Raw genomic sequence first — 25410 nt, 5'->3', positions numbered from 1 at the left:
TTCCCAAGATTCTCGATTCAGGCCCCGCCGTCGGGTAGAACACATCGCTTCCTCGACGGCGGGTGCTCGCCAACAAGAGCGAGACAGAACCTGAACGGGAGCCATCATGAAGTCACAGCAGAAGGCAATCGGCTACATACGAAGAGACGTGCGCACCAGTAGTTTCGATCTATCAGCGCTCGCCGAGCGGTGCGGCTACCGGCATGTCTACACAATTGTCACCGACACAGGTCCGATGATCTCGGGCCTTGTTATCGCACAGCATCTTCATGAGCACGACGCCGAGGCGGTCGTGGTGCCAGGGTTCGAACATGCCGAAATGATCCGAAGCCTGATCACCGATCTCGCCGACCTCATTACTCCGATGCAGGTATACCCGCTCGGTTACCGGTGGCCGACATCGGGCTTCGATGGTGAGACTCGATGATTTGGGATCTTCGGCTGATTGTGTTGGCGCTCGGGTTGGTCTGCCTGACCATTGTCCTGGCTATGCCGCCTCGGGAGAACAGACCGACCGATAGCCGACCTCGGCGGCCGGAGAAGGCTTCGCGCTGCAGCGGGAACTATCTTCCTGCACCCCGCAATGGCTCGACGCTTCGCCGAACCTCCCGGCCGTTGACAACTTCGGGTGCCGGGGAGCAGTGTCAAGGACACTGTCCTACCTCGGGGGTTACTCGGATGCGGAAGAAGTTCGCCGCCACGGCCGCCAGAGCGGTGGCGCGGATCGCGTCCGCCGCGGGTCAGCGGCGTATGCGTGCGCTTGCACGATTCAACCGGTATGTCACAAATCCGGTCCAGCGCCTCTGGGCCCCCTATCTGCCCTACGTGGCGGTCCTCGAACACACGGGACGCAAGTCCGGCAATTCTTACCGCACCCCGGTTCTGGCGTTCATCGAATCCGGCGCGTTCGTCGTCCCGCTCAACTACGGCACGGAATCGGACTGGGTCCGCAATATCGAGGCCGCGGGTGCGGCCGGTGTCGTTCACCGGGGTAAGCGCTACCGGTTGACCGATCCGCGAGTACTACCCGCCGACTCTCCGGATCTGTCGCCAGTTGTTCGCGCGGCTGGAATCCCCGGTCGCAGTGTGCTTTCCGGCGTTCTTGCTCCAGCCGGAGACAGCTGAGCAACGCGCGGTTCTTCTCGAGACGATCGGTGGCTGCCCCTGGTGTCAGGGCATGGCACGTTGCACCAGTATCGCGCCGAGGAGCAATATCGCGGCTCCGGCCAGTTGCGCCGGCCGGAGCGCTTGGCCGAGCAGCAACCAGGCCAGCGCGGCGGCGACGAGCGGTTCCACCAAGCCCAGCACACCGGCCAGGGGCGCGGGCAGATCGCGTAATGCCCGCAGCCCCGCCAAGTACGGCAGGACGGTGCCGACCACGGCCAGCACCAGCAACACCAGCCACACGGGAACGTGCAGACCACCCAGGACCGCGGAGGCAGGGAGCAGGTCGAACGGCAATGTCCACGGCGGAGCGACCGCCGCCACCACTACCGCGCCGATCATCAGCCCGGCCGCGGTCATACCGAACGGATCGTGCCGACTCGCGCCGTGCTCACCGAGCAGGAAGAACCCGGCCGAGCAAGCCGCCGCGCCCAACCCCGCCGCGACACCCACCGGGTCCAGCCGGGCGCCGTGCCAGATTTGCGCGATCAGAGCCAGACCCGCCAGTGCCAGCCCGATACCCAGCCAGACCTGCCCGGGCAGCCGCGTCCCCCGCACCACCCGCACCCACAGTGCGACCAGTGCCGGCGCCACGTTGACCAGCACCATCGCCACACCCACCGGTACGCGGGCCACCGCCACGAAGAACAGCAACTGCACCCCCGCGACCCCGAGCAGCCCATACCCGAGAAGGAGCCAGATATCGCCGCGGCCGAACCGCAATGCCCGCGGCCGCAATACCGCGACCACCAGAACCAGCAGTCCAGCGGCCGATCCGATCCGCACCGAGGTCACCGCAGCGGGCGACCAGCCCACCACCATCACCGCAGCCGCCAATGACCCGGAACTCGCGAACAACACCCAGGACAGCAGGCTCAGCCCGGTCGACCGAACCCGTCCGGACGCCTGCACAGCCCTCTCCTCAATGGCCACGCGTGCAGCTTCGCCGAGCGATCACCCGCGCGCCAATCAATATCCGGCGATACCTCGGTAGAACCCGCGGTGACTGCGGGAGGTGCCCGCCGGCCAGGACGGCGTCCCGGAACCAGTCCGGCTCCCGTAGCCTGACCCGCGTGGTGCGCAAGGAATGGGAAGCAGTCCTCGATGACAACCGCGAAGCCCTGATCCGAGCCGTCGGCGCCCTCACCGACGAACAGAGCCGCCGGCGGCTGGTCCCATCCCTGACCACACCGATCGGGCTGGTCAAGCATTGCGCCGCTGCCGAGCGCATCTGGTTTCAGCGCACCGTCGGCGGACTTCCCGAGTTCCGGTGCGACGGCTATGCCCGCGGCGACGACGAGAGTTGGACGGTCCCGCCGGAGCAAACCTTGGCCCAAGTGATAGCCGAATATCGGGCTGCGGCCGTACGGTCACGCGAGATCGCCCAAACAGCGGCGGACGACAATGTTTTCGTGCATTACCGACGAGGCGCAGTGACGTTCTCCTGGATCTGCGCACACATGATCGAAGAACTCGCCCGGCATGCCGGACACGCCGACATCCTGGTCGAACAGATCCTCGCGACCGGATCAATTTCTGGCTGACCGACAACAGATATGCCGGTCGGGCACCGCGCCCCCGGCTACCACCTCGCTGGACCGTGGGACAGCCCAAAGTCACCGCACCTCGCGTCGAGTGGTGTAACGAGACTTCCGCCGGTGATCGAATGCCCAATAGCCGCAGGCGATTAGGCGCTGCGATCCGCAGCAGCATTGTGCGCCGGTTCAGCCGGGCGGGCACGGAGTGCGGCGCACGCCACCTGCCGCCCCGGGCGAACAGGCGGACCGATGCGCTACCGCAGATCAATACTGTGTGTTGATGTGTCCCGGCGTCCACAGTCCATTTCGGCGAATTCGTTCGACACTGGCAACTCCGGGGCGGGTGGCCCGTTCGATCGGCACGAACTGTTCGATCGAACCCCAGTCGCGACCCCAGTCCTGATCGAGATAACTAGGGAGTTCTCGTGAGGAGAGAAGAAGCTGGGTCCAGCCGAGCGGGCCACCGCCGTCGTGTCCTTGCCACAGGTTGGTGATGGTGGCGCCGTTACGGTCGGGCAGGATGCGGTACTCCGGAACCTGGGCGATTCCGGCGTGCGTGTCGACCAGGTTCTGGCACGGGAAGTTCAGGCCGACCGCCCAGTCGAGAAGAACTGGCGTCCGGGTTCCGACCAGCTCGGAAAGGCTCTGTGTGCGGGGCACCCGGGGCGGTGTCACCGCCAGCCACTGGTCGGGGCCGAGATCTTTGTCCGATGCGATGATCCGTACGGTGTCGGCGCCTGCAGGGACCCGATCGAGAGGAACACGCAGATTTCTCCAGGACGGCGCCGGACCGATATCAATCGGTTCTACGAGGCCCAGCACCTGTACCGATCCGTCGGACACCGAGCGGCCGAATTCCAGGTGGAGCGGCTGACCGGGCCTGACCACACCGTCGGCATCGGTCGAGGCGACCCGCCCGGCGACGGCGACCGCGATGAGGTCGCCCGTATCGACTGTCGGCAGGTGGTACCAGTCGGTTACCAGGTCGGCAGGGGCCTGATCGTGGCCGCGGAAGCTACCGGCGACCGGTGTCGTGGCAGGGTCCAACCCGAACGGCAGCGGGACAGGGCTTCCGTTGATCCCGGTACCACGGGACGTCGCGGTGCCGGATCCGGCCGCCTGCGATACCGAGCCCTGGTCGATCGGGTCATCGGAAACGGAATTCGCCCGGCCGGTGGTGGATTCGGTCTCCTCCGAAGTCAAGTCCGGTCCGACCCCATCTGGGATGAATCCGGAGGAACCGGCGGCCGCGATCGCGCCGGCGATATCGCCGCTCACCGGAGTCAGCATCGAAGCGCTGGGGTCGGTTTCCACAAGTACGTCGTCGGCGAGGCCACATCCGCCCGAGACCGCCGCCAGATTGGATTTGGTCAACGAGTAGGCCGGATACTGCGATACCGCAGCTTTGGCGAAGGACAGTACTTCGAACAGCACCATTGCCGCGGAGACAACGGCCAGGACCGGAACTCGAGCCAGAGCTCGGCTCACGTACCCGCCAGGGCGGTGAGGTGGGCGAACATGCCACCACCCGGCGGCCACGAGCGCCGCTACGGTCAGAGCGGCGGCAATACTCGACAGCCCGAACCCGGCGAGAGTTGGCGGCTTGTCCCACCACGGGATGCCCCAACTCGAGACATACCAGTATCCGTTCGCGCCCACGAACGACAGTGCGAGGGCGAAGAACACAGCCGCGGCGAACAGGGCGCGATTCCGCGAGGGTCCGGTGACCTTCGGGCCGACCGTTACAGCCGTCAACGCGGCGACCGCCGCGGCGAGACCCGCGTAGACGCCGAAGTGATGGGTCCACTTCGTCGGGGTGAACATCATCAGCACCATCGCGCCGACCGTGATACCGATCAGGCGCAGCGCGGGACCTGCCGCTGTACCAGGAATCCGGCCGCCCCGGCGCAGCATCGTAACCAGGCAGACCACCACCCCGAGCACCATGACGAAGACTCCGAACCGCCGGGTGAGCCAGCCGTCGGAATTGATCTGCAGCAGATACTGATAGCGCAGGTATTCGAAAAACCACGGCTCACCCGGACCGATCGCGCCGTGCACATGGATCATCTCGAGCACCGCGGCGAGTGTCTGATCAGCGAACACTGCGGCGAGCACGACCAGCCCGGCAGCGCCCAGCGGCAGCAGCAGCGGCAGATAGCCCCAACTGCGGGACCGCTGCACAACGACCTGCGTGAGACTACGCGCGCCGGCCAGCAACGGAGCGAAACAGATCAGGCCCGAGGGTCCGACGGTCAGGGTCAGGGCGGCGATCATCAGCGCCACAGCGGCCGGTAGCAGACGCCTGGTCGCGATGGCGCGCTCCACCGATACCCAGGTGAGCAATACCCCCAGCGCCTCCATCGGCTCGGGGCGTAACCCGTTGTTGTAGGGAAGCCAGAACGACACGAAGACCAACGCGGCCGTCCAGACGACCACACCGTCCCGCCGACCGGCGACACCGAGCCTCGGGATGACCTCACGGCTGATGATCCACCAAATGAGCAGCCCTGCGGCCAAGGCGGGTAGTCGCATCCACGGGCTGGCGGTGGATATTTTCGCCATCCACGCCAGCAGGTCGTAATACGGTGTGCCGAAAGGACTTTCCGGGACACCGAACCAGCGGAAGAAGTTGGCTGTGTACCCGGAGCTGTCCGAAGCTCGCGCCATGCCCAGCTGATACCCGTCATCGGAGGTGTTGGCTCCGATGAAATGCCACACCACCAGTGTCGTGGCCACCACCGCGTCCACCGGCCGCACCGACCACCACCCACACGGCAGCAGCCGGCGACGGCACCGGCCGTCGGCACGATCGATCCGGTGCAGTGCGAGCAGCGCCGCGGCGGTCGCCAGCAGGCACAACAGCCCCACCGCGAGTTTGAGCACCGTCGGCGACGAGGAGAACCTCGAGTCGACTACCAGGTCCACACGCAGCTCCGGTGGCGCGCCACCGACCAGATCGGTGAACACTCCGACAACCTGCGGCCGCAGATCGCCTGCACGAGCGCCGGCCGATGCGCCCAGTACCTCGACACTCGCGCCGCCGGCTCGGATATCGACAGTCACCGAGCAGGTGCGGTTCACTACCGTCTGCAACGGGGTCGACCACAGCAGGCTGTTGCGGACAACCACATCCACCCGTGCGGTCTCCGTGGCAGATTCCGGCACGACTTTCACCACGAGTCCGTAGCGTTCCGCATCGGGCGACTGCACCGGAACGGTCGACACCACGACCCCACCGGTACCGGCGAGGCGTTCGAATGCCACGCAAGGAATCTGCGCCGACAGATCGGTGGGCGCATACGTCACCAGCGGAGCCGCCACCGGCGCAAGGTCCGCGGACTGCGGCCAGGTGATCCGGGATTGCTCCTGCTGCACCGGAAGGAACGGGATTGCCAGTGCCGCGGCCGCCGCGACGATCCCGGCCACAATCGCCACAATCCGCGGACACCTCGCAATCCCGTCACTGCTGTGGGATGCCCCGGGCGAGGACAGGCGCGGGGGACTTTCCTCGTCGTCCGCCGGGCCATCTGCACTCCTGGTTCCGGAGACGATCACCATCGCGTTACTCCAGCCCCGGGCCGGGTCGCCACACGCCTCTGCACGTGCCAATATTTAGTTGAAACAATTGTTACAGTCAAGCAATGGCACGCCAGATCGACCAACAGAAACGCGACGACCTGCTCGAAAAGGCCGTCGAAGGTCTCGCCTATACCGGCGTGACGGATACCGCGCTGCGAACCCTGGCTGCCCATATGGGCACCAGCGCACGAATGCTGATCTACTACTTCGGCTCCAAGGAGAGCCTGATCCTCGACGTCCTGGCACACCAGCAACGCCTTTTTGCCGCAGCGGAACCCGACGTCGAACCGGCAATCGACACGTTGCGCACCTATCTGCTGACCGATTGGGAAGCGCTCACCCGAGGGCACAAGAAGCCCGGCGTACGCATCCTCGAACAGGTCTTCGGCGCAGCCTGCGCCGAAAACAGCCCCTACCGCGACTACGCCGCCGAAACGCTGACCGGCCTGACCCGCACACTCGCCGCGCGCTTCACCGCCGCCGGTATGCCGACCGAAATCGCCGACCTACGTGCACACCTGGCGCTGTCCTCGCTCCAGGGCCTGCTCATGATGCATTTCACCGCCGACGATCCCGAACACATCGACGACATCTTCCGGCGCCTCGTCGACGAAGTACTTCTCGCTCCCTGGTGAGCCGGCAATAATTGCCGGCCGCGCCGAAGTCGAGGTTCTGACCGAACGGTACCGAAGGTCCTAGGACGACTACAGGTCGTCGGGGAGCAGCCGGAATGCCTGGTGGCAGGTCAAGGGTGTGAGCGCCCGAAAGTCACGGCGGTCGAGCGTGAGTACCGAATTCGTTTCGTATTCGGCGGCAAGGGCGACGCTGACAGCGTCAGCAAGATCGAGGCGCAGCGCTGGATAGAGTGTGCGTACCGCGTTGGCCTGATCGAGAATGTCCGTTGTCACCGCGGCAATTTCGAATGCCCCCCGACGCGCTTCGGCGGCGATATCCTCGATCATCGATGTTGCGTGTCGTTGCCCGAGCGCGCGGCGGCCCACGTGGTCGAGTTCTGCCAGGACCAGCGGCGACAGGACCACGAGCCCGGCCGACTCGAGGGCCGTGAAAGCCCCATCACTGTCGGGTGAGGATGTATCGAAGGCGGCGATGAGGCCGGAGGTGTCCGCGATGATGATCCCCAGGCCCGTCGGCGATGTGGGACCGGTCATTCTGCGTCGTCATCGGCGAGGATCTCCTCGACCCGGTTCGCCAGGGTAGGGTCGCCGCTGGCGAACCGGCGCAGTCGTAGCGGCTCAGAGCGTCGGCGCACACGCAGGGCCGCCAAGTGAATACCTTCCCGAATGATTTCGGCCTCACTCTGGTCGGTGCGCGCCGCGGCTTCCTTGATTGTCGCCAGATCGTCGGCGTCGGCATAGACCATGGTTCGCTTGAGGGCCATATGCGTATGGTGTCATATATGCACTGGACCGGCAAGGGGCGGTACGCCGAGTTGTCCCGGCAACGACTCACCCGATACACGCTCAGCGAAACATTCTGGCCAGTGGCTCGCGAAATGGAGCCGCCTACTGCACCCGTTCCCGGCCCCGCCGCTCCGGGCGCGACCCCAGTTCCATCGGGGCTGCGGTAGACGATGTAGGGCCTGGTCAGGTAGCCGAGGGGCATAGAGAAGACGAGGACCAGGCGGGTGAAGGGCCTCGTCAGCGCCGGGAGGAGCGGGTCCAGCCGAGCTTGTCGTAGCGGTAGCGCCAGTAGTGGCCGACCAGGAAGCACGTGATGGACGCGTAGGGCAGCGCCACCCACAGCAGAATGTCGAGAGTCTCGAGCTGTTCGCCTGCGGCGGCGTGAATGACGGTATTCATCGGCGCGCCTCCGTGATGTCGGCGGACCGTCGGGGAACTACGGGGTCCGGGAGGTACTGCGGCGGGGCGAACGGTGCCAGGCCGACGGCTTCCTCCGGCGGACCTTCGGCGATGAGCCGGGCGATCGTGTCCTCTTCGCGGACGGCCAGCCCGGGCAGGGTCGCAACGACCGAGTCGAGTACATCCGCCCACGGCGAACCGGTTTCGTACAGTCCACGACGCATCGCCTCCAGGCCCGCGCGATGCTCGGTGAGCAACCGCAACCCCGTCTCGGCGTGACCCGAGGCGGCGAATTCCAGGACCACGCACAGGTGGTCGGGTAATTCCTCATCGCCCAACCGCAGCCCTGCAGCCTGGTATTCCTGTTTGAAGCGCAGCAGCGCGACTCCGCGTTTGCGGGTGTCGCCGTAGGCGAAGTAGGTGAGGTAGGGGCTGAAACGTTTGCGGTGGTCGAAGGTCGCCACATAGTCGGCGGCGAGTTCGAACAGTGAGCTCGTCTGCACATGGGCGAGGAACCGGGCGAGCGGATCGCGGACCGGGGGCGGCAGGGTCGCCGCGACCCTGCCGAGCAGATCCAGGTTGCGATGCAGCGTCTCGTCCGGGTAGCGGAGCAACAGTGATTGCGCCTGCCAGGCGGCAATCCGGACTACCGGGTCCATCGTCACCTTATTCACTGCCGCTCCGTTTCGACGCCGGAACCTGATGTGTTTTGCGCGGCGGGCGGGAACGGGACACCGGGGGCTTCAAGCGTCCCAATTGAGCAGGTTCACCCGGTCCTGGCCGCCGACCGCGGTGGTGGCGGCCGCGGTCTGCCAATCGCGGACGGGACGACATTTCACGCCCCGCCGCCGTGTTGCGCTATCGGTCACTCACGGCCGTACAGTCGCCTGAGAGGGCCCGCTGGGAAGCCCAGCCACGGCCCGCCTACGGCAAGACAGGCTCATTCTGCCTGCACCGAGGTCGAGGGACAGCCATCCGCGATTCCGGGAGTTTCGCGACACCCACCGGGAGCCGGGTGCGGCCTCTGGTACCTGACCGATCCCGCCACGGCGGGCACTCCTAGGCTCGACCGGTGGATATCGACTGGCCCGAGCTGCGCGCCCGCTGCCGGATCACCGAGGACGAGGCGATTCTGGCGCTGAACAAACCCGCCGGGATCTCGGTCACCGGGGAGCGGCACGACACCGATATCGTCGCCGCCGCCGAGGACGCCGGCGAGAAACTGTATCCGGTGCACCGGATCGACAAGGTCACCTCAGGGCTGGTGCTGCTGGCCAAACAACTGCCGGCCCACGGGCAGCTGACCCGCCAGTTCAACAAGCAGACTGCCGCCAAGAGCTACCTGGCCATCGTCGCCGCCGGCACGGATCCGCTGCCCGGCCGCGGGGTCATCGAGCTCCCGCTGAGCGTCGGCCGCAAGAACCGGGTGCGGGTCGCGGCCCCGCGCGAAACCATCCAGCGCGCGGACGACCGCTGGTTCGTCGCCGACACCGATCTGCTGTCGACGAAGAATTATCCGTCCCGCACCGAGTTCACCGTGCTGGCCCGCCACCCCGAGCACACCGTTCTCGCCCTGCATCCGGTGTCCGGCCGCCGGCATCAGTTGCGGGTGCATCTCGCCTGGATCGGCCACCCCATCGTCGGCGACCCGCTGTTCGACCGCAGCGGCGCTCAGGCCCGCACCCATCTCCACTCCTGGCGCCTGCGTCTCGCCGCCGAGTGGCGCCCCGGCGGCCGGCTGGATGTGGAAGCCGCGCCGGATGACGCCTTCTGGTCCCCCCTTCCCCACCCACCGGAAACCCTGCCCTCCTGACCGCCGCCACCCGGCGCCATACGCTCCCGGCGTCGTAGTGGCCTACCTCATACCGCCGATGTTTCCCCTGGCCCTCTCCTCTAGGCTGACAGGGTGATCCTGGTGGCTCAGGTCAGCGATACGCATTTCGATCTCGGTACTCGCAACACCGAGCGCGCGCAGCGGGTCATGGCCTATCTGGCGGAGCTGCGGCGGCGGCCCGACGTGATCGTGGTGACCGGCGATATCACCGATTCCGGGAAACCCGAGCAGTATGCCGAGGCCCGGATGTCGCTGCAAGCCGATCTCCCGGTCCTCGCGATACCCGGGAACCACGACGAACGCGCCGCGTTCCGTGAGGTACTGCTGTCCGGCACGCCGTCCGACGATCCGGTGAACCATGTCCACCGGATCGGGGATCTGACCCTGATCCTGCTGGATTCCAGTGTGCCCGGACAGTCCGCCGGCCGGCTGGCCGATGAGACCTACGACTGGTTACGCGAACAACTCGCCGCCACCCCGCCCGATGCCGCCGTCCTGCTCGCTCTGCACCATCCGCCGGTCTTCCTGCACAGTCCCATCGTGGATCCGATCGCGCTGGCCGAGCCGGGCCGGCTGGCCGCCGTGATCGCCGGTGACCGGCGCATCATCGGCACCCTGACCGGTCACGCCCATACCGCCGGGGTGAGTACGTTCGCCGGCCGGCCACTGCTCATGGGGCCCAGCACCGCGTCGGTCCTGGGTGGTGAATGGGAGCTCGCGCCGCCGGAACGAGTGATGGACTACGGGCCGGACCCGTCGGTCGCGTTGCACGTCATCGACGACGACCATCGGCTGACCACGCATTTCCGCAGCGTGCCGATGGGCGGCTGGATCGCCACCCCGTACTGATCGGTCAATATCGTCCGGCGCGGGCCCGGCGATAGGCGGCGGGAGTCGCGCTGGTCCAGCGTTTGAAGGCGTAGATGAAGGTCGAAGCCTCCGCGTAACCGAGCCGGATCGCCACATCGCTCACCGACAGCGGTGTCGTGGTCAGCATTTCCTCGGCCAGGGCTTGGCGTACCTCGTCCAGCAAGGCGCGGTAGCTGGTGCCGGCGGCATCGAGATGCCGGCGCAGGGTCCGGGTGCTCATATTCAGATCGGCGGCGACGGTGTCGATACCCGGCGGCGCGGTGAAACCGTCCATCCCCCCGCGGGGCACCAGCCGGGCCCGGACTTCGGCGGCGATACCGGTGCGGGCGCGGCGCCGGTGGACCAGGTCACGACATTGCGCCAGACAGATGGCCAGGGTGTGCTCGTTGGCCTGCGGGAGCGGCTGGTCCAGGATGGCGGGATCGAGGGCGACGAGATTCTCGGGCCGCCCGAACCGCGGCCGGGCCACCGTGACCGCGGCGAGCAGATCGGCGTACGGCGGTTCCGGGAAACGGAATTCCGCCCGCACCAGCTCCACGTGCCGGCCCAGCAGATCACTCATCACCTGATGCATGGCGACCACATCGCGTTCCACCAGGAACTGCCGGACGTCGGCCGGCACGGATTCGTCGAGGATGCGGCCCACGAACTCGCCGTTCTCCCACTGCGTCACCGGCAGGCAGAAGGCGAAACTCAGTTCCATGTAGCGCAGCGCGAAATCGATCGCCTCGGCCAGCGTGGGACTGCTGATACAGGCGAAACCGAAGATCCCGAAGGTGGTGATGCGGTAGCGGCGGCCCAGCTCGACCCCCATACCGGGGCGATCCAGCTCGCGCACCAGATTGCGGACCACCGCGAGTTCGGTGTGCGCGTCGATCTGGGCGTCGGGGTCGTGTAAGCGGGCTTCGGTGAGATCGGTGCCGCGCAGTAGCGCCGCGGCGGGGACCCCGTATTCGGCCCCGTACCCCGCCATGAGGGCGACGCTGGCGATACCACGCGGGAAGTCCCAGTCCCGGACCGAAGGACGCTGCACCATGCCGACATTATGGCCGAATATCTCTATCGGACCAGCGGGGGCTACCAGGACAGTTCGGCGCAGCGCCGGGCGGTATCGGCGGTCTCGATCTGCAGGGTGGCGTGCTGGATGTGGAAACGTTCGGCGAGCAGTTCCTGAGCGGCACGCAGGATTTCGTCGCCGGCATCCGCTCCGGAGGTGGTGATGTGCGCCGAGGCGACCTCCATACCGGACGTCAGGGTCCAGACGTGCAGATCGTGCACATCGCAGACCCCGGGAACCGCGGCCAGCTCCGCCGCCACTTTCTCGACGTCGAGCTCTTCCGGACTGTGCTGGAACAGGATCCGCAGGGAGCGGCGGGCCAGCAGGTAGGTCCGGGGCAGCACCCACACACCGATCGCGACGCCGACGACCATATCGGCGTAGTACCACCCGGTGGTCAGGGTTATCGCGGCCGAGGCCAGCACCCCGACCGACCCCACCATATCGGCGAGCACCTCGAGGTAGGCGCCGCGCACATTCAGGCTCTCCGCCGCGCCGCGGCGCAGCAGCAGAAAGGCCGCGATATTGGCGACGAGCCCGATCGCACCGGCGATGAGCACCGGCCCGCCGGGTACCTCCGGCGGTTCACCGAAGCGACGCACCGCCTCTATCAGTACGTAGCCGGCGACCCCGAACAGCAGGACGGCATTGGCCAGCGCCGCGATCACTTCGGCGCGGTAGTAGCCGAAGGTACGGGTATAGCTGGGCCGGGTATTGCGGGCCAGCATGATCGCCGAGAGCGCCATGGCGATACCGACGACATCGGTGAGCATATGGGCGGCGTCGGAGAGTAGCGCCAGCGAGCCGGTGACCAGCGCGACCGCCAGTTCGATGAGCATGAATCCGGCGCCGATGGCGAGCGCCAGCGCCAGGCGGCCGATGTATTTCCCAGAGGTGCTCTCGGGTGATACCCGATGCGTATGATCATGTCCCACGCAGACAACATATGCGTCAATGCGCATGCTTGCAATACCTTCGATTCGCGCACTGCCGCCGGACTGGCAGACTTGACGTCGTGAGTGACCAGTCCGCTACCCCCCGGCCCGGCACACCGGACCGGCCCGCCGGCGACCCGAAGGGCGCGGCGCTGCGGCCGATCGAACTCGCCACCGGCGCTGTTCTCGGCGGTGTCACCGTCGGACTAGTCACCGTCGGCTCCGTGGTGCCGTTCGCGGCGGCACTTCAGCTCGTCGCGGCGGTTCCCATGGGGCTCCTGGCCCACCGGTACCGCTTCCGCACCCTGCTCACCGCCTCGATATCCGCGGCCCTGGTCACCTTCGTCGCGGCGGGTCTCACGGCCGCCACCGCGATGGTCGCCACCGCCACCATCGGCGGAATCGTCGGCAGCGTCAAACGTCGCCGGGGCGGCCTCATCGCGGTCACCGGGCTGTCGATCATCGCGGGTATCGCCTGGGGCGCGTTCTCGATCGGCTTCCTGCTGACCTTCTCCGCCACCCGCAATCTGATCTTCGACAACATCCGCAACAGCGCGACCGGCCTGGCCGACCTCACCTCCCGGCAAAGCCGGCTGGAGCCGCTGGGCCGCGGCGTCCTGAACCTGGCCGAGGTCGTCCTCGACTGGTGGTGGGTCTACATCGGCGGAACAGTCGCGGTCGGCACCGTGGTCACCGCGGTGGTCTCCTGGTTCGTGCTCGGCTCCGTCCTGGACCGGCTGACCTGGCTCCCCGGCACCGACCGGCTCGACGCACCGGCCGACGACCGCCCGATCGCGCCGCTTCCGGTGACGATGCAGGCGGCCGGGTACCGCTATCCGGGTGCCCCGGACCCCGCCCTGACCGATATCGACCTGCGAGTCGAGGTCGGCGAATTCGTCGCGATCGTCGGGCACAACGGGTCCGGCAAGTCCACGCTCACCCGTTTGCTGGCCGGTCTGCCGCCGAGTAGCGGCACCGTCGATCGCCCCGGGTCCGCCGGGCTCGGACACCTCGGCGGCACCGCCCTGGTACTGCAGCGACCGGAAAGCCAGACCCTGGGTGTGCTGGTCGCCGATGATGTCGTCTGGGGGCTCCCCACCGAACTCGCGGCCGAAGTGCAGATCGACGACCTGCTCCATGAAGTCGGGCTGGACGGGATGGGCACCCGGGAAACCGCGACCCTGTCCGGTGGCCAGCAGCAGCGGCTCGCGGTGGCGGCCGCGCTCGCCCGGCGGCCCGCGCTGCTCATCGCCGACGAAGCGACCTCCATGATCGACCCGGACGGCCGCCGCGAACTGGTGGCGCTACTGGCCGGGCTCCCGAAACGCCATCGGATGGCGGTCGTGCTGGTCACCCACCATGAGGCCGACGCGGCCGCCGCCGACCGGGTGGTGCATCTGGCGGCCGGCCGGATGGTCGGCCGGCTGCCCGCCTGGCCGAAACCGGCCCGTACCCGGCGCCGGCGTCCCATGGGCGATCCGATCCTGGAGCTGCGCGGGGTCCGGCACACCTACAACCGCGGGACGCCGTGGGAGGCGCCCGCGCTGCACGGGGTCGACCTGTCGGTGCGCCGTGGGGAGGCGCTGCTGGTGGTGGGCGGGAACGGGTCCGGGAAATCGACCCTGGCCTGGATCATGGCCGGGCTGATCGCGCCCAGTATCGGCCGCTGCGAACTCGCCGGAAAACCGGTCAGCAAACAGATCGGCCGGGTGGAGCTGGCCTTCCAGCATTCCCGGCTGCAGCTCCAGCGGCACACCGTCGGTGAGGAGATCGCCGACTGGGGCGGGGAAGGCACCGGATCGGGCACCGTCGGAAAAGCCCTCGACGCCGTCGGCCTGGACCGCTCCCTGACCACCCGCTCCATCGAAGAACTCAGCGGCGGGCAGGCGAAACGAGTCGTGCTGGCCGCCATCGTCGCCGCCCACCCGCAGGTGGTGGTGCTGGACGAACCGCTGGCGGGACTGGACCCGGAAGGCCGCGCCGATATCGTCGACCTGCTGGCCCGGCTGCGCGACTCCGGGCTCACCCTGATCGTCATCTCGCACGATATCGAGGATGTCTCGGCCATCTGCGACCGGACGGTGCACCTGCGGGCCGGGCGGATCCCGGAGACCGAGGCCGCCCGGGTTCCGGTGCCGGAGCCGGAGGACGACACCGCGCCGATCCCGACCCTCCGCCCGGCCGGACCGGCCCATCACCCCGCCCCCGGCACGGCGTGGCGCCTGCGCGGCGACGCCCACGGAATCGATCACGGAGGCGCCCGATGAGCACGGTACTGCTGCGCCAGGTCCCGGTATCCAGCCCGATCCACCGGCTCTGGGCCGGGACCAAGATGATCGGCGTATTCCTGATCAGCCTGCTGCTGATGTTCCTGCCGACCTGGCCGATCCTCGGCATCATGATCGTGTTCCTGATCGCGACCGGGATCGTGGCACGGCTACCGCTGGGCGTACTCCCCCGGCTGCCCTGGGTGATCTGGCTGCTGATAGCGGTCGGTGCACTGTTCGCCGCACCGGTCGGCGGTGCCGCGCTCCTGCGCTACGCCCAGATCGTGGTGTTCGGACTGATCGTGCTCACCGCGTCGATGATGATCGCCTGGACCACCCCCATGAGCGATATCGCGCCGGCCCTCGCTACTCTCGGCCGCCCGCTGCGCAAACTGCGCGTACCGGTCGACGAACTGGCGGTGGTGGTAGCGCTGACGCTGCGCGGACTGCCCCTGCTGCTGGAGGAGATCCGCATCCTGCGCGCGGCGCGCCGGCTACGCCCCAAACCCGACCTGCTGCACCGCACCACCGACCCGCTGATCGATATCCTCACCGCCGCCATGGCGGTATCGACCCGCCGGGCCGGCGAACTGGGCGAGGCCATCACGGCCCGCGGCGGTACCGGCCGGCTCACCGCACGACCGGCCGCACCCGGCCGCAACGACGCCGTCGCCCTGGCTGTGGTCGTCGCCGTATGCGCCGGGGCACTGACCCTGGAACTACTGCTCTGACGCGAGCCCGGTCATCGAGGAACGCAAGTAGCCCGCGGCCGGGACCCGCTCACTTCTGCTGGTCGCGCACCGCTTTGCGGGCCGCTTCCTGCGCCTTGTCGACCTGCCCGGCGTACTTACCGCCGGTCTTCTTGTCCACCGCGTCGCCGACCTTCTCGATCAGCGGGTCCACCTTGTCGGCGTTCTTACGTGCCAGTCCCAGCGCTTTGTTCGCCAGCCCTTTGAAATCCATGATGTGCTCCTCGCTCGAACTCGCTACGGCGCTAACGATACCCAGCGAGGTCGACGGGAGAGCGGTAACGGCGGCGGCGACGGCGGTCACAGTTCGCCGAGCCACGCCGGATGCCAGAAGCGGCCGCCGTCCGTCCAATCCATGTAGCGGACAGTGCCTTTGACCTTGGGTGTCACCCAGATCGCGTCCCGGGTCTCGTCGGCCGACATCTCGTTGACGAACGGCGTCGTCTTGCGTTCGAGCCGGCGTAAGCGCGCCGCCAGGTCGTTCATCCCGGCCTCGTCGAATCCGGTGCCGACCCGGCCCGCGTACACCAGACCGTCCTCATCGGGTATCCCGACCAGCAGCGAGGCGAACGGGCGCGCCTTGCTGCGCCGCATTCCGCCGATCACCACCTCCTGGGTGCGCCAGTTCCGTTGCTTCACCCAGGAATGACCTCGGGTGCCGGGCAGGTACACCGAATCCAGCCGTTTGGCGATCACCCCCTCGGCTCCCTCGTCCCGGCTGCGCCGCAATGCCTCCGCCCCGTCGCCCTCGTAGCGCGGCGGCACCCGCAGTTCGCCGGTCGTCGCCGCGAGCGCTTCCAGCACCTGGCGGCGGTCCCGGTAGCGTTTACGCAGCAGCGATGTGCCGTCGAGGTACAGCAGATCGAAGGCAAGGAACTCGGCCCGCCGCGGATTCGCCTTCAGCAGCGCGATATTCACTTCACCCTCCGGACCCCGGACGATGATCTCACCGTCGATCACCGCCTGGTGATCCGACAGCTCTTCGGCCAGTACCGCCAATTGCGGGTACCGCGCGGTGACATCGTTACCCGCCCGGCTGCGCAGCCGCAGCTCACCCGCATCGATTTCCACGATCAGCCGGTAGCCGTCCCATTTCCGTTCGAAAGCCCATTCCGATTCCGGCAGGCCGGCCACCTCGCCGCCGGTGGCCAGCATCGGAGCGAGGCCGCGCGGCAGGTCGGCGGTCGAGGGCTGGTCCTTCATCAGATGCATCAGCCACTGGTCGCCCTCGGTGCGGATCAACGCGTACCGCCCGTTGAGCCGGTCGCCGCGCAGCACCACGATCACCTCGTCGTCACGCCATTTCTCGGTGCGGTAGGTACCGGCATCCCACACCGACATCTCGCCCGCCCCGTACTCACCGGCCGGGATCGTGCCCCGGAAATCCAGGTATTCCAGCGGATGGTCCTCGGTGTGCACGGCGAGCCGGTTCTGCCGCGGGCTGTCCGGCGGCCCCTTGGGCACCGCCCACGACACCAGCACCCCGTCGCGTTCCAGCCGCACATCCCAATGCAGTCGCCGGGCGTGATGTTCGTGCACAACGTAGCGGTTACCGAGTCCCGGTCGGGGGGCCTGCGCAGGCACCGGTTCCGGGGTGCGTGCCGGATCGCGCATGGACCGGTACTTCGTCAGCGAGTCGTTCAGCGACGGATCCAGCTCGGCCAGCAGATCCCCATCGGACCGGTACCGCTGCAACACCTCGTCGAACCGGAGCTGCCGCAGCTCGCGGGCATCCCCGAGCTCCGCCCAGTGGCGCGGCGCGGCGGCGTTCGGCTGGTCCCGGCCGCGCAGCGAATAGGGCGCGATCGTCGTCTTCGACGGGTTGTTCTGGCTCCAGTCCAGGAACACCTTCCCGGCCCGTACCTTCTTGGCCATCGTCGCGGTGACCAGGTCGGGCAGCACCTTCTCCAGGTTCGTGGCCACCTGTTTGGCCACCGTGGACGCCCCGCCGGGGCTCAGCGCCCGGTCCAGCGGGACATAGAGGTGGATACCTTTGCTGCCGCTGGTCAGCGGGTAGGCCCGCATACCGATCTCGGCGACCATATCCCGCACCCCGAGGGCCACCCGCGCGCATTCGACCAGGCCGGCGCCCGGACCGGGGTCCAGATCGAACACCAGCCGGGTCGCCGGGCCACGCGCGTCCCCGTCGAAGCGCCATTGCGGTACGTGGATCTCCAGGGCGGCCTGCTGCCCCAGCCAGACCAGCCCGGCCTGCGAGGAGATCACCGGGTAGTGCGCGGTGCGGTCGGAGTGTTCCTGGGCGCGGCGCGGTATCCACGAGGGCGTGCCCGCACCGAGGTTCTTCTCGAAAAAAGAGGGTTCGGCCACCCCGTTCGGCCAGCGTTTCCGGGTGACCGGGCGTCCCGCGATATGCGGCAGCATGGCCGGAGCGATCTCGGCGTAGTACTCGATCACCTCGCCCTTGGTGGTACCGGACGCCGGATAGAGCACCTTGTCCAGGTTGCTCAGCCGTACCTCGATATCCGGCTGACCGGGCTCACCGCCGAATGCCGCGGGCACGCCTGGTCACCCCCGCGGGCGGCCGAACCCGTCCGGCATCCGGCCGCGGCTCACGGCCGCGGGCCCGGCTCCGGTCCCGGTCCGCCGGGCTGCTGCCCCGGACTCCCGCCCGGATGTTCGGGCGGGACCACCTTACGGGCGGCTTCCTTACCCTTCTGAATCTTGTCCGAATACTTGCCCTTGGTCTTCTGGTCTAGGAAATCCCCGGCCTTGTCGACCGACTGGTTGATCTTGTCGGAGTTCTTGGCCGCGACTTCCTGGCCCTTGCCGACCAGGTTCTTCAGGTTGTCCATCAAGCTCATTGCCGGATTCCTTCCTGTCGCCGTGCGGAAGTGTTCACCCCATATCCTCCCACCAGGAACGCCCCGGCGGGAGATCACGCAGATCGAGCCGTTCCCCGGGTACGGGCACCACGATCTCGGTACCCGCGCCGGCGGCCGCGGCCACCAGCCGCCGCACCGGTTCGTCCCAGGGGTGCGGCGCCAGATTGAAGGTCGCCCAGTGTATCGGCAGCAGCACACCGTGGGCCGGATCGCCGCCACAGAGGTCGGCGTGCGCGCGGACCGCCTCCTCCGGATTCATATGGATATCGGCCCAGTGCTGGTTGTAGGCCCCGATGGGCAGCAGCGTGAGGTCGAAGGGACCGCATTGCGCCCCGGTCTCCGCGAAGGCCTTGGTGAACCCCGTATCACCGCCGAAGTACACCCGATGCGCCGGGCCGGCCAGCGCCCAGCCCGCCCACAGCGTGGTGTTGCGGACCAGTCCGCGCCCGGAGAAATGACGGGCCTCGGCGCAGGTGATCGTCAGTTCCCTGCCCGCGGCATGCGGAGCGGTCAAGGAGTACGTACCGCCCCAATCCAATTCGACGATCCGGGCTTCGGGCACACCCCAGTGCCGCAGATGCGCACCGACCCCGAGCGGCACTACGAACACGGCCCGCTGGGTGGCGACCAGCGTCGCGACGGTATCGGCGTCGAGATGGTCGTAATGGTCGTGGGAGATCACCACCGCGTCCACCTGTGGCAGGTCGGTGAGTGCCACCGGCACCGGATGGATCCGGCTCGGCCCGACCAGCCGCGACGGCGAAACCCGATCGCTCCACACGGGATCGGTGAGTACCCGGAATCCGTCGATCTCGATCAGCGCACTGGCATGCCCGTACCAGGTGACGGCGAGATCCGCGGCCGCCACCGGCGGATCCGGTTCGGCCAGCGGCACAGTGCCCTTCGGCCGTCCCGCCCGCATCGCGGTCACGATCGACAACATCCCGGCCGGATTGTCCGTGACGACGATCGGCGACGCGGGTTCGGTGTTGTGGAACTGGCGATTGCGGTAGCTCCGCGCCCCGGTCACGGTGGGCGCGATCGCGGAAACGGAGGCGCCGAGTGCCGCCGGCAGCCCGTCCAGCGCCCGCAGCACCCAGCCCAGCGCGGTCATTCCGGCCAGCCCCGCCACCGTGGTGGAGAGCACACGGGGCCGGATCACCGGCCCACGAACTTCGCCGCGCGCTTCTCCTTGCGGGCCAGCCGGCCCTCCTCGGCGTCCTCGCTGTTCCATGCTGCCTCCAATGCCGCGTGCTGCTCATGGGGCGCCGGCTCGCGGGTGCCGTCGTCATTGAGCTCCAACTTCAGATGACGCAATGACAGTGGCGCCAGTTCGGCGACGGATTTCGCCCAACTCTGCGCGTCGGCCGGCGTACCGAGACGGTTGGCGAAGCCGAAGGTGTACGCGTCCGCGGCCGAGATCGGTTCCGCGCCGAGCAGGACGGTCCGGGCCTGGCCGCCACCGAGCAGCGAGACCAGCCGGCGGGTGGTCCAGCGATCCACCGAGATACCGAGTTTCGCCGCGGGGATCGCCAAATAGGAATCGGGCGCCATCACCCGCAGGTCCGCGGCCATTGCCAACTGCACACCGGCACCCAGGGCGGGCCCGTTCAAGGCCGCGATCACCGGCACCGGCATCGCCTCGACCTCGTGCAGCATCTCCAGGAGCGCGTCGAGGAATTCGGTGGAGTAGACGCCGTCCAGATCCGCGCCGGCGCTGAACACCGGTCCCCGGCCGGTGATCACGATGGCCCGGGCGTCCTGCCGGGCCTGTGAGAACGCCTCACGCAGGCGGATCACCAGATCCAGGTTCAGCGCATTACGCCGCTCTTCACGCTGTAGTTCGATAGTGGTGACGTGGCCGTCGCGGCTGACCCCGAGCATGTGTGTCCTTCCCCGCTGAAACGAATACCGATACCAACAGCCGATACGATGCGTTACTGCCCACTCTGCCACAGCGCGGGGACGGGCCCACGGAATGCGACGCGGGTCATGGCCACCCGGCCGTGCGGGGAAGGTCCGCGGTTCAGGTGTCGAGACCGACGGCGAAAGTGTCGGGATCCGCTCCGGTCCGGGTGCCGCTGTCCAATGCGGAGATCGCCCGCATCTGCTCGTCGGCGAGTTCGAACCCGAAGACATCGAAGTTCTGCGCGATCCGCTCCGGGGTCACCGATTTCGGGATCACCACATTGCCCAGCTGCAGATGCCAGCGAATGACCACTTGGGCCGGGGAGCGGTCCACCTCCCCGGCGATCCGCGTGATCACCGGGTCCCCGAGCAGGGCGCCCTGCCCCAGCGGGCTCCAGGCCTCGGTGGCGATGGCGTGTTCGGCGTGATACTCGCGCAATTCCCGCTGACCGAGCAGGGGATGCAATTCGATCTGGTTGACCGACGGGGTCTCCCCGGTTTCGGCGATAACCCGGTTCAGATCGGCGATACGGAAATTCGAGACCCCGATGGACCGCACGTGACCGTCCGCCTTCAAACGCTGGAAGGCACGGAAGGTGTCGACGAACTTGTCCGCGGCGGGAACGGGCCAGTGGATCAGGTACAGATCGAGGTACTCCAGCCCCAGCCGTTCGAGGCTCGCCTCGCAGGCCCGCAGGGTGGATTCGTAACCCTGATCGGCATTCCACAGTTTGGTCGTGACGAAGACCTCGTCCCGGGGCAGGCCGAAGTGGCGGATGGCGCGACCGGTGCCCTCTTCGTTCTGGTAGGCCGCCGCGGTGTCGATACTGCGGTATCCGGCGCGCAGCGCGGTGGTGACGGTGTCGAACACCTGATCCGGGGGCACCTGGAACACCCCGAAGCCGAGCTGCGGGATCAGGCTCCCGTCGTTCAACACGATGGGAGGGACTACACCGATCTCGCGTCTAGTGGTCACCGCTCCGACGGTAGGAGCGGTTCGCCGAGAGGTCAACGAGCGCTTGCCCCGTGTCCGCACAAACTTGACAGATCGTTGTGTTTTTACAACACTTCTTTGTGTGAGCCCAGTTAGACGCGGGGAAACCCTACCGATCTTCAATCGCATCGCGGTACTGCGCGCGGAACATCGGATGTCGCGGGCCGGGCTTGCGGAGGCGGTGAACGTCAATCCGCAGACCATCGGCGCGCTCGAACGCGGCAACCACTATCCGAGCCTGGACCTGGCCCTGCGGATCTGCGAAGTCTTCGGGCTACCGGTGGAGGCGGTGTTCTCCCGCACCGAGTTCACCCCGCTCTCCGCCGAGGTCTACCCCCGCGAGAAAGGACAGCTGCCGTGACCGCAGCCACCGAACCGTCCACCCTCCTCGATCGCTATCAGGCCTATCGCGTCCGGCGCTGGCTGGCCCGGGAAAAGCAGCTCACCGGAATGCTGCCCGGCTGGCGCACCCGTGGACGCCGCCGCGCCCTGGTGGTCACCGTCGTCGCCGCGCTGACCGCGCTGTTCGTCACCGGGGTGCTGTGCGCCTGCGGACTCGAATGGGCCGCATTGTTCGCCGGGCTGAGCGCACTGATCTTCCTACCCTCGTGGACCATGTTGCGGATCGTCTCGCAGAGCCAGGACAACGCCCCCGCCGAAACCCTGGACGAACTGGAAATGGCCCAGCGCGAAACGGCCCGCTCGATCGGCCTCACCGTCACCCAGACGCTCTGCGTGTTCCCCATGATGTATCTGGTGTGGAGCGGCGCGATCTTCCCGGAGGCCGACGCCTTCCGGACCGCCTACGCGGGCGGCGTCATGATCCTGGCGACACTGCTGGCCGGCGGTTGCGCGCCCGCCATGATCCTGGCCTGGTCCAAACCGGACCCGGAACCGGAGAACTGAGCAGGAGCAGCCGCAAGACCCGGTGCGCCCCCGGTCTTGCGGCACCGCCCGCGCGGCCGGTGGGCTGCCCGCGCGAGATTCTGCGCCACAGCCTGCGGGAGGCAAGCCGCAGGCAGAGCGATACGTCGATCCACCACCGCCCGCACACCGACCCGGCGCGAGGCTGGGGCGGCCGTGCGGGAACGACCTCCACACCAACCCAGGGGGCGCGTCCGTTGTCCCCCGCAGTTCCCGGCTTGCACCCGGCGGCAGCCCGCTCCGATCTCGTCGGGGTCTGATGGGACCTCAGTCCGGCAGTCCGAGGCGGCGGTAGCGACCGTGCCGGGCCTCTCGTAAACGCTCCGGAGACCAGGCACCGAGCGCGGTGAGTTCCTCGGCGATGGCGTTGATCATGCGATGCGAGAACTCCACCGGTTCATCGGCGGCGTCGGGGCGCTCCGGCACGATTCGGTCCACGATTCCGTCGGCGAGCAGATCCGCCGAACGTATCCGCTGCCGCGCGGCCAGTTCCGCGGCATGCTCGGTATCGCGATGGACGATCGCGCTGGCGCCCTCGGGCGGCAGCGGGGCGAGCCAGCCGTGAGTGGCCGCCAGCACCCGGTCCGCGGGCAGCAGCGCCAGCGCGCCGCCGCCGGTTCCCTGACCCAGCAGCACCGAGACCGTCGGAGTCTCCAGAGTTACGAGATCGGCGATACAGCGGGCGATTTCGGGCGCCAGCCCGCGCTCCTCGGCCTCCTTGGACAGCGAGGCGCCGATCGTGTCGATGACCAAGACAAGCGGCAAGCGCATATCGGCGGCGAGCTGCATACTGCGCCGGGCCTCCCGCAGCGCGGCCGGGCCCATCGTGCGCTCGGGGTCCTGGTGGGCGCGATCGTGGCCGAAAACCACACACGGCCGCCCGTTCAGGCGGGCCAGAGCCAGCACCACCGTCCGATCGGTCTCCCCCTGACCGGTCCCGCTGAGCGGCACCCGCTGGGTACTACGGCGGAGGAGTTCGCGAATTCCGGGCCGGTCGGAGCGCCGTGAGATGCGCACCGAATCCCAGGCATCGACCGATCCGGCAGCGTCCGCGGGCCCGGCACCCGCGGCCGGGACCGCATGAGTGGGCGCCGGGGCGCCGGCTATCGGAGCGGCACTCGTAGCGGATCGGCCACCGCCCACCGGTGCCGTACCCCGGGCTGGTTCGGCGGCGAACCGGTCCACAGCTTTCGGTTTCGGCTCGTCCGGCACCCCGCCGAATACGCTCAGCGCGCGGTGGGCGATCCGGCGGAAGACCCGCACATCGACCACACCGTCGATCACCCCGGTGCGGTACAGATTCTCCGCGGTCTGCACACCGGGCGGGAACGGATGCCCGTACAGCGCCTCGTAGACCCGTGGCCCGAGGAAGCCGATGAGCGCGCCCGGTTCGGCGAAGGTGATATGCCCGAGCGACCCCCAGGAGGCGAAAACACCTCCCATGGTCGGATTGCGCAGGTACACCACATACGGGTGACCGGCCGACTTATGGGCGGCGACCGCGCCGGCGATCTTCACCATCTGCACGAAGGCGAGAGTGCCCTCCTGCATCCTGGTGCCCCCCGAGGTCGGGGACGCGACCAACGGCAGACCCGCGGCGGTGGCCCGCTCCACCGCGGCGACTATCCGTTCGGCCGCGGCGACCCCGACCGAACCGGCCAGGAAAGCGAATTCGCACGCGACAACGGCGATACGCCGCCCCCGGAGCAGGCCCTCCCCGGTCAGCACGGCTTCATCGGTACCCGCCGCATCGGCCGCCGCGGTCAGCGCAGACCGGTACGTACCGGTCTGCGCCACCGGAACAGGCGCAACATCCCAGCTCACGAATGTGCCGGGATCGAGCAGCGCAGCGAGCAGGTCGCGGGCGCCGATTCGCCCGGATACCCGCGTCATCCGAGCCACACCGGGCAGCCCGGCACCACCACTGTCCTCACCGGCACGCCGATCAGTATGACGGGCGCCGGGTCAGTAGCCGCGGGTGACCTTTTGCAATGCGTACTCGGTGAGCCGGACCAGCGCCTCCTTGGCGGGCTCCCGGCGCCGGGCGTCGATCGGCATGATCGGCACATCGGCGGGAACGGCCAGCGCCTGGCGAATATCCTCGATCGGGTACTGCGGAGCGTCGTCGAACTGGTTCAGCGCGACGAGGAACGGCAGGTTACGCGCCTCGAAGTAGTCGACCGCCGCGAAGCTGTCCTCCAGCCGCCGGGTATCGATCAGCACCACCGCACCGATGGCGCCGCGGATCAAGTCGTCCCACATGAACCAGAAGCGATACTGGCCCGGGGTACCGAACAGATACAGCACCAGATCATCGGCCAGGCTGATCCGGCCGAAGTCCATTGCCACCGTGGTGGTGGATTTGCTCTCGATACCCGCGAGACTGTCGATCCCGGCACTGGCATTGGTCACCAGCGCCTCTGTTCTCAACGGGACGATTTCCGAAACTGCCCCCACCAGCGTCGTTTTGCCCACGCCGAACCCGCCCGCGACCACGATCTTCGCCGAAGTCGGCTTACTACTGCGGGTATCGACCTGCGCCGTCGAATCATATACGCCGGAGTCCACTGAGAACCCTTTCGATCAGCTCGCGACGTTCATCGTCGCTGGAATCGTCTTTCAAAGTCGCCGAAACGCGGACATGCCCGGCTTCGATCAGGTCCGCTACAAGTACTCGCGCCACCCCGATCGGTATACCCAGTCGCGCCGCTAGTTCGGCGACCGACGGCGACTCCCTGCACAACTCGACTATCGAATTCTCGATATTGCTCAGTTCGTACTGGCTTTCGAGCGATATGGGATGGGACGCGACGAGAGCCTCGAGCGCCAACTCCACCTTGGGTCTGGTACGACCTGCGGTCAGCGAGTACGGGCGCACGAGACTGGGCTCGGAGCCTCCCACGCGGTGATCTTCTATGTCCATCC

At 67.8% G+C, this 25410-nt stretch carries 27 protein-coding genes and 1 pseudogene; 10 read left to right on the top strand and 18 right to left on the bottom strand.

Annotated features, from left to right (window positions below):
* Positions 1 to 106: 106 nt before the first annotated feature.
* Complete coding sequence (locus ACIA75_RS06525) at positions 107 to 427, top strand: hypothetical protein (protein ID WP_397100543.1); 321 nt, start codon at positions 107 to 109, stop codon at positions 425 to 427.
* Positions 428 to 678: 251 nt separating this feature from the next.
* The gene (locus ACIA75_RS06520) at positions 679 to 1125 is read left to right on the top strand and encodes a nitroreductase family deazaflavin-dependent oxidoreductase (protein WP_397100541.1); all 447 of its coding nucleotides are present in this window, start codon (positions 679 to 681) and stop codon (positions 1123 to 1125) included.
* A 45-nt stretch (positions 1126 to 1170) separates the two neighbouring features.
* On the opposite strand, the gene ACIA75_RS06515 is transcribed toward ACIA75_RS06520, so the two are convergent.
* Positions 1171 to 2076, bottom strand: coding sequence for an EamA family transporter (locus ACIA75_RS06515; RefSeq protein WP_397100538.1), 906 nt, complete (start codon positions 2074 to 2076; stop codon positions 1171 to 1173).
* A gap of 161 nt (positions 2077 to 2237) precedes the next feature.
* On the opposite strand from ACIA75_RS06515, the gene ACIA75_RS06510 reads away from it, so the two are divergent.
* The gene (locus tag ACIA75_RS06510) at positions 2238 to 2708 is read left to right on the top strand and encodes a DinB family protein (protein ID WP_397100536.1); all 471 of its coding nucleotides are present in this window, start codon (positions 2238 to 2240) and stop codon (positions 2706 to 2708) included.
* Between the two features lie 258 nt (positions 2709 to 2966).
* Here ACIA75_RS06510 and ACIA75_RS06505 read toward each other — a convergent pair whose 3' ends face one another.
* Complete coding sequence (locus tag ACIA75_RS06505; RefSeq protein ID WP_397100534.1) at positions 2967 to 6263, bottom strand: arabinosyltransferase domain-containing protein; 3297 nt, start codon at positions 6261 to 6263, stop codon at positions 2967 to 2969.
* Between the two features lie 83 nt (positions 6264 to 6346).
* Here ACIA75_RS06505 and ACIA75_RS06500 point away from each other — a divergent pair, with 83 nt between their 5' ends.
* Positions 6347 to 6919, top strand: a complete 573-nt coding sequence (locus ACIA75_RS06500) for a TetR/AcrR family transcriptional regulator (protein ID WP_397100532.1) — start codon at positions 6347 to 6349, stop codon at positions 6917 to 6919.
* Between the two features lie 69 nt (positions 6920 to 6988).
* Here the strand turns inward: ACIA75_RS06500 and ACIA75_RS06495 are convergent, their stop codons facing one another.
* From ACIA75_RS06495 to narJ, 5 genes and pseudogenes are all read right to left on the bottom strand, one after another.
* Positions 6989 to 7453, bottom strand: a complete 465-nt coding sequence (locus ACIA75_RS06495; RefSeq protein WP_397100530.1) for a PIN domain-containing protein — start codon at positions 7451 to 7453, stop codon at positions 6989 to 6991.
* Positions 7450 to 7683, bottom strand: a complete 234-nt coding sequence (locus ACIA75_RS06490) for a ribbon-helix-helix protein, CopG family (protein ID WP_397100528.1) — start codon at positions 7681 to 7683, stop codon at positions 7450 to 7452. The genes ACIA75_RS06495 and ACIA75_RS06490 overlap by 4 nt, the downstream gene beginning before the upstream one ends.
* 191 nt (positions 7684 to 7874) lie before the next feature.
* A pseudogene (locus ACIA75_RS06485) lies at positions 7875 to 7946 on the bottom strand (respiratory nitrate reductase subunit gamma); the annotation flags it as partial.
* On the bottom strand, positions 7943 to 8104 hold the full coding sequence (locus ACIA75_RS06480; protein WP_397100526.1) for a respiratory nitrate reductase subunit gamma: 162 nt from the start codon (positions 8102 to 8104) through the stop codon (positions 7943 to 7945). The pseudogene ACIA75_RS06485 and the gene ACIA75_RS06480, both read right to left, overlap by 4 nt.
* Positions 8101 to 8778 carry a nitrate reductase molybdenum cofactor assembly chaperone gene (narJ, locus tag ACIA75_RS06475; protein WP_397100524.1) on the bottom strand — a complete coding sequence of 226 codons (678 nt, stop codon included), beginning with the start codon at positions 8776 to 8778 and terminating at the stop codon, positions 8101 to 8103. Before narJ ends, ACIA75_RS06480 begins: the two co-directional genes overlap by 4 nt.
* A gap of 398 nt (positions 8779 to 9176) precedes the next feature.
* Here narJ and ACIA75_RS06470 point away from each other — a divergent pair, with 398 nt between their 5' ends.
* A complete protein-coding gene (locus tag ACIA75_RS06470) occupies positions 9177 to 9917 on the top strand; it encodes an RluA family pseudouridine synthase (protein WP_397100522.1) in 741 nt (246 codons plus the stop codon).
* 93 nt (positions 9918 to 10010) lie between these two features.
* Entirely contained in the window at positions 10011 to 10787 is a 777-nt protein-coding gene (locus ACIA75_RS06465) for a metallophosphoesterase (protein WP_397100520.1), read from the top strand.
* Positions 10788 to 10791: 4 nt separating this feature from the next.
* Here ACIA75_RS06465 and ACIA75_RS06460 read toward each other — a convergent pair whose 3' ends face one another.
* On the bottom strand, positions 10792 to 11844 hold the full coding sequence (locus tag ACIA75_RS06460; protein ID WP_397100518.1) for an AraC family transcriptional regulator: 1053 nt from the start codon (positions 11842 to 11844) through the stop codon (positions 10792 to 10794).
* A gap of 41 nt (positions 11845 to 11885) precedes the next feature.
* Positions 11886 to 12800 (bottom strand): cation diffusion facilitator family transporter, encoded by a 915-nt coding sequence (locus tag ACIA75_RS06455; RefSeq protein ID WP_397100515.1) that lies wholly within the window; start codon positions 12798 to 12800, stop codon positions 11886 to 11888.
* An 80-nt stretch (positions 12801 to 12880) separates the two neighbouring features.
* Here ACIA75_RS06455 and ACIA75_RS06450 point away from each other — a divergent pair, with 80 nt between their 5' ends.
* Together ACIA75_RS06450 and ACIA75_RS06445 are read left to right on the top strand one after the other, a co-directional pair.
* Positions 12881 to 15067 carry an ABC transporter ATP-binding protein gene (locus ACIA75_RS06450; protein WP_397100513.1) on the top strand — a complete coding sequence of 729 codons (2187 nt, stop codon included), beginning with the start codon at positions 12881 to 12883 and terminating at the stop codon, positions 15065 to 15067.
* Positions 15064 to 15798: a CbiQ family ECF transporter T component gene (locus tag ACIA75_RS06445; protein ID WP_397100511.1), complete on the top strand. Its 735-nt coding sequence runs from the start codon at positions 15064 to 15066 to the stop codon at positions 15796 to 15798. The genes ACIA75_RS06450 and ACIA75_RS06445 overlap by 4 nt, the downstream gene beginning before the upstream one ends.
* A 49-nt stretch (positions 15799 to 15847) precedes the next feature.
* Here ACIA75_RS06445 and ACIA75_RS06440 read toward each other — a convergent pair whose 3' ends face one another.
* From ACIA75_RS06440 to ACIA75_RS06415, 6 genes are all read right to left on the bottom strand, one after another.
* Entirely contained in the window at positions 15848 to 16030 is a 183-nt protein-coding gene (locus ACIA75_RS06440; protein ID WP_397100509.1) for an antitoxin, read from the bottom strand.
* A gap of 86 nt (positions 16031 to 16116) precedes the next feature.
* On the bottom strand, positions 16117 to 18336 hold the full coding sequence (locus tag ACIA75_RS06435) for an ATP-dependent DNA ligase (protein WP_397100507.1): 2220 nt from the start codon (positions 18334 to 18336) through the stop codon (positions 16117 to 16119).
* 50 nt (positions 18337 to 18386) lie between these two features.
* Positions 18387 to 18638, bottom strand: a complete 252-nt coding sequence (locus tag ACIA75_RS06430; protein WP_397100506.1) for an antitoxin — start codon at positions 18636 to 18638, stop codon at positions 18387 to 18389.
* 34 nt (positions 18639 to 18672) lie between these two features.
* A complete protein-coding gene (locus tag ACIA75_RS06425; RefSeq protein WP_397101009.1) occupies positions 18673 to 19773 on the bottom strand; it encodes an MBL fold metallo-hydrolase in 1101 nt (366 codons plus the stop codon).
* Positions 19774 to 19817: 44 nt separating this feature from the next.
* The gene (locus ACIA75_RS06420) at positions 19818 to 20543 is read right to left on the bottom strand and encodes an enoyl-CoA hydratase (protein WP_397100505.1); all 726 of its coding nucleotides are present in this window, start codon (positions 20541 to 20543) and stop codon (positions 19818 to 19820) included.
* A gap of 142 nt (positions 20544 to 20685) precedes the next feature.
* Complete coding sequence (locus tag ACIA75_RS06415) at positions 20686 to 21543, bottom strand: aldo/keto reductase (RefSeq protein ID WP_397100503.1); 858 nt, start codon at positions 21541 to 21543, stop codon at positions 20686 to 20688.
* A gap of 100 nt (positions 21544 to 21643) precedes the next feature.
* On the opposite strand from ACIA75_RS06415, the gene ACIA75_RS06410 reads away from it, so the two are divergent.
* Complete coding sequence (locus ACIA75_RS06410; RefSeq protein WP_397100501.1) at positions 21644 to 21922, top strand: helix-turn-helix transcriptional regulator; 279 nt, start codon at positions 21644 to 21646, stop codon at positions 21920 to 21922.
* Positions 21919 to 22467 carry a hypothetical protein gene (locus ACIA75_RS06405; protein WP_397100498.1) on the top strand — a complete coding sequence of 183 codons (549 nt, stop codon included), beginning with the start codon at positions 21919 to 21921 and terminating at the stop codon, positions 22465 to 22467. Before ACIA75_RS06410 ends, ACIA75_RS06405 begins: the two co-directional genes overlap by 4 nt.
* A gap of 285 nt (positions 22468 to 22752) precedes the next feature.
* On the opposite strand, the gene ACIA75_RS06400 is transcribed toward ACIA75_RS06405, so the two are convergent.
* The 3 genes from ACIA75_RS06400 to ACIA75_RS06390 all read right to left on the bottom strand — a co-directional run bounded on the left by ACIA75_RS06400 (position 22753) and on the right by ACIA75_RS06390 (position 25408).
* On the bottom strand, positions 22753 to 24378 hold the full coding sequence (locus tag ACIA75_RS06400; protein ID WP_397100496.1) for a carboxyl transferase domain-containing protein: 1626 nt from the start codon (positions 24376 to 24378) through the stop codon (positions 22753 to 22755).
* 72 nt (positions 24379 to 24450) lie between these two features.
* Entirely contained in the window at positions 24451 to 25053 is a 603-nt protein-coding gene (locus ACIA75_RS06395) for an ATP/GTP-binding protein (RefSeq protein WP_280402740.1), read from the bottom strand.
* Positions 25034 to 25408, bottom strand: a complete 375-nt coding sequence (locus tag ACIA75_RS06390) for a DUF742 domain-containing protein (protein ID WP_397100493.1) — start codon at positions 25406 to 25408, stop codon at positions 25034 to 25036. Before ACIA75_RS06390 ends, ACIA75_RS06395 begins: the two co-directional genes overlap by 20 nt.
* Positions 25409 to 25410: the final 2 nt, after the last annotated feature.

Source organism: Nocardia sp. NPDC051750, assembly GCF_044453135.1.
Taxonomy (GTDB): domain Bacteria; phylum Actinomycetota; class Actinomycetes; order Mycobacteriales; family Mycobacteriaceae; genus Nocardia.
Note: the sequence above shows the minus strand (reverse complement) of the source record. Positions and strands in the feature narration are given on the sequence as shown.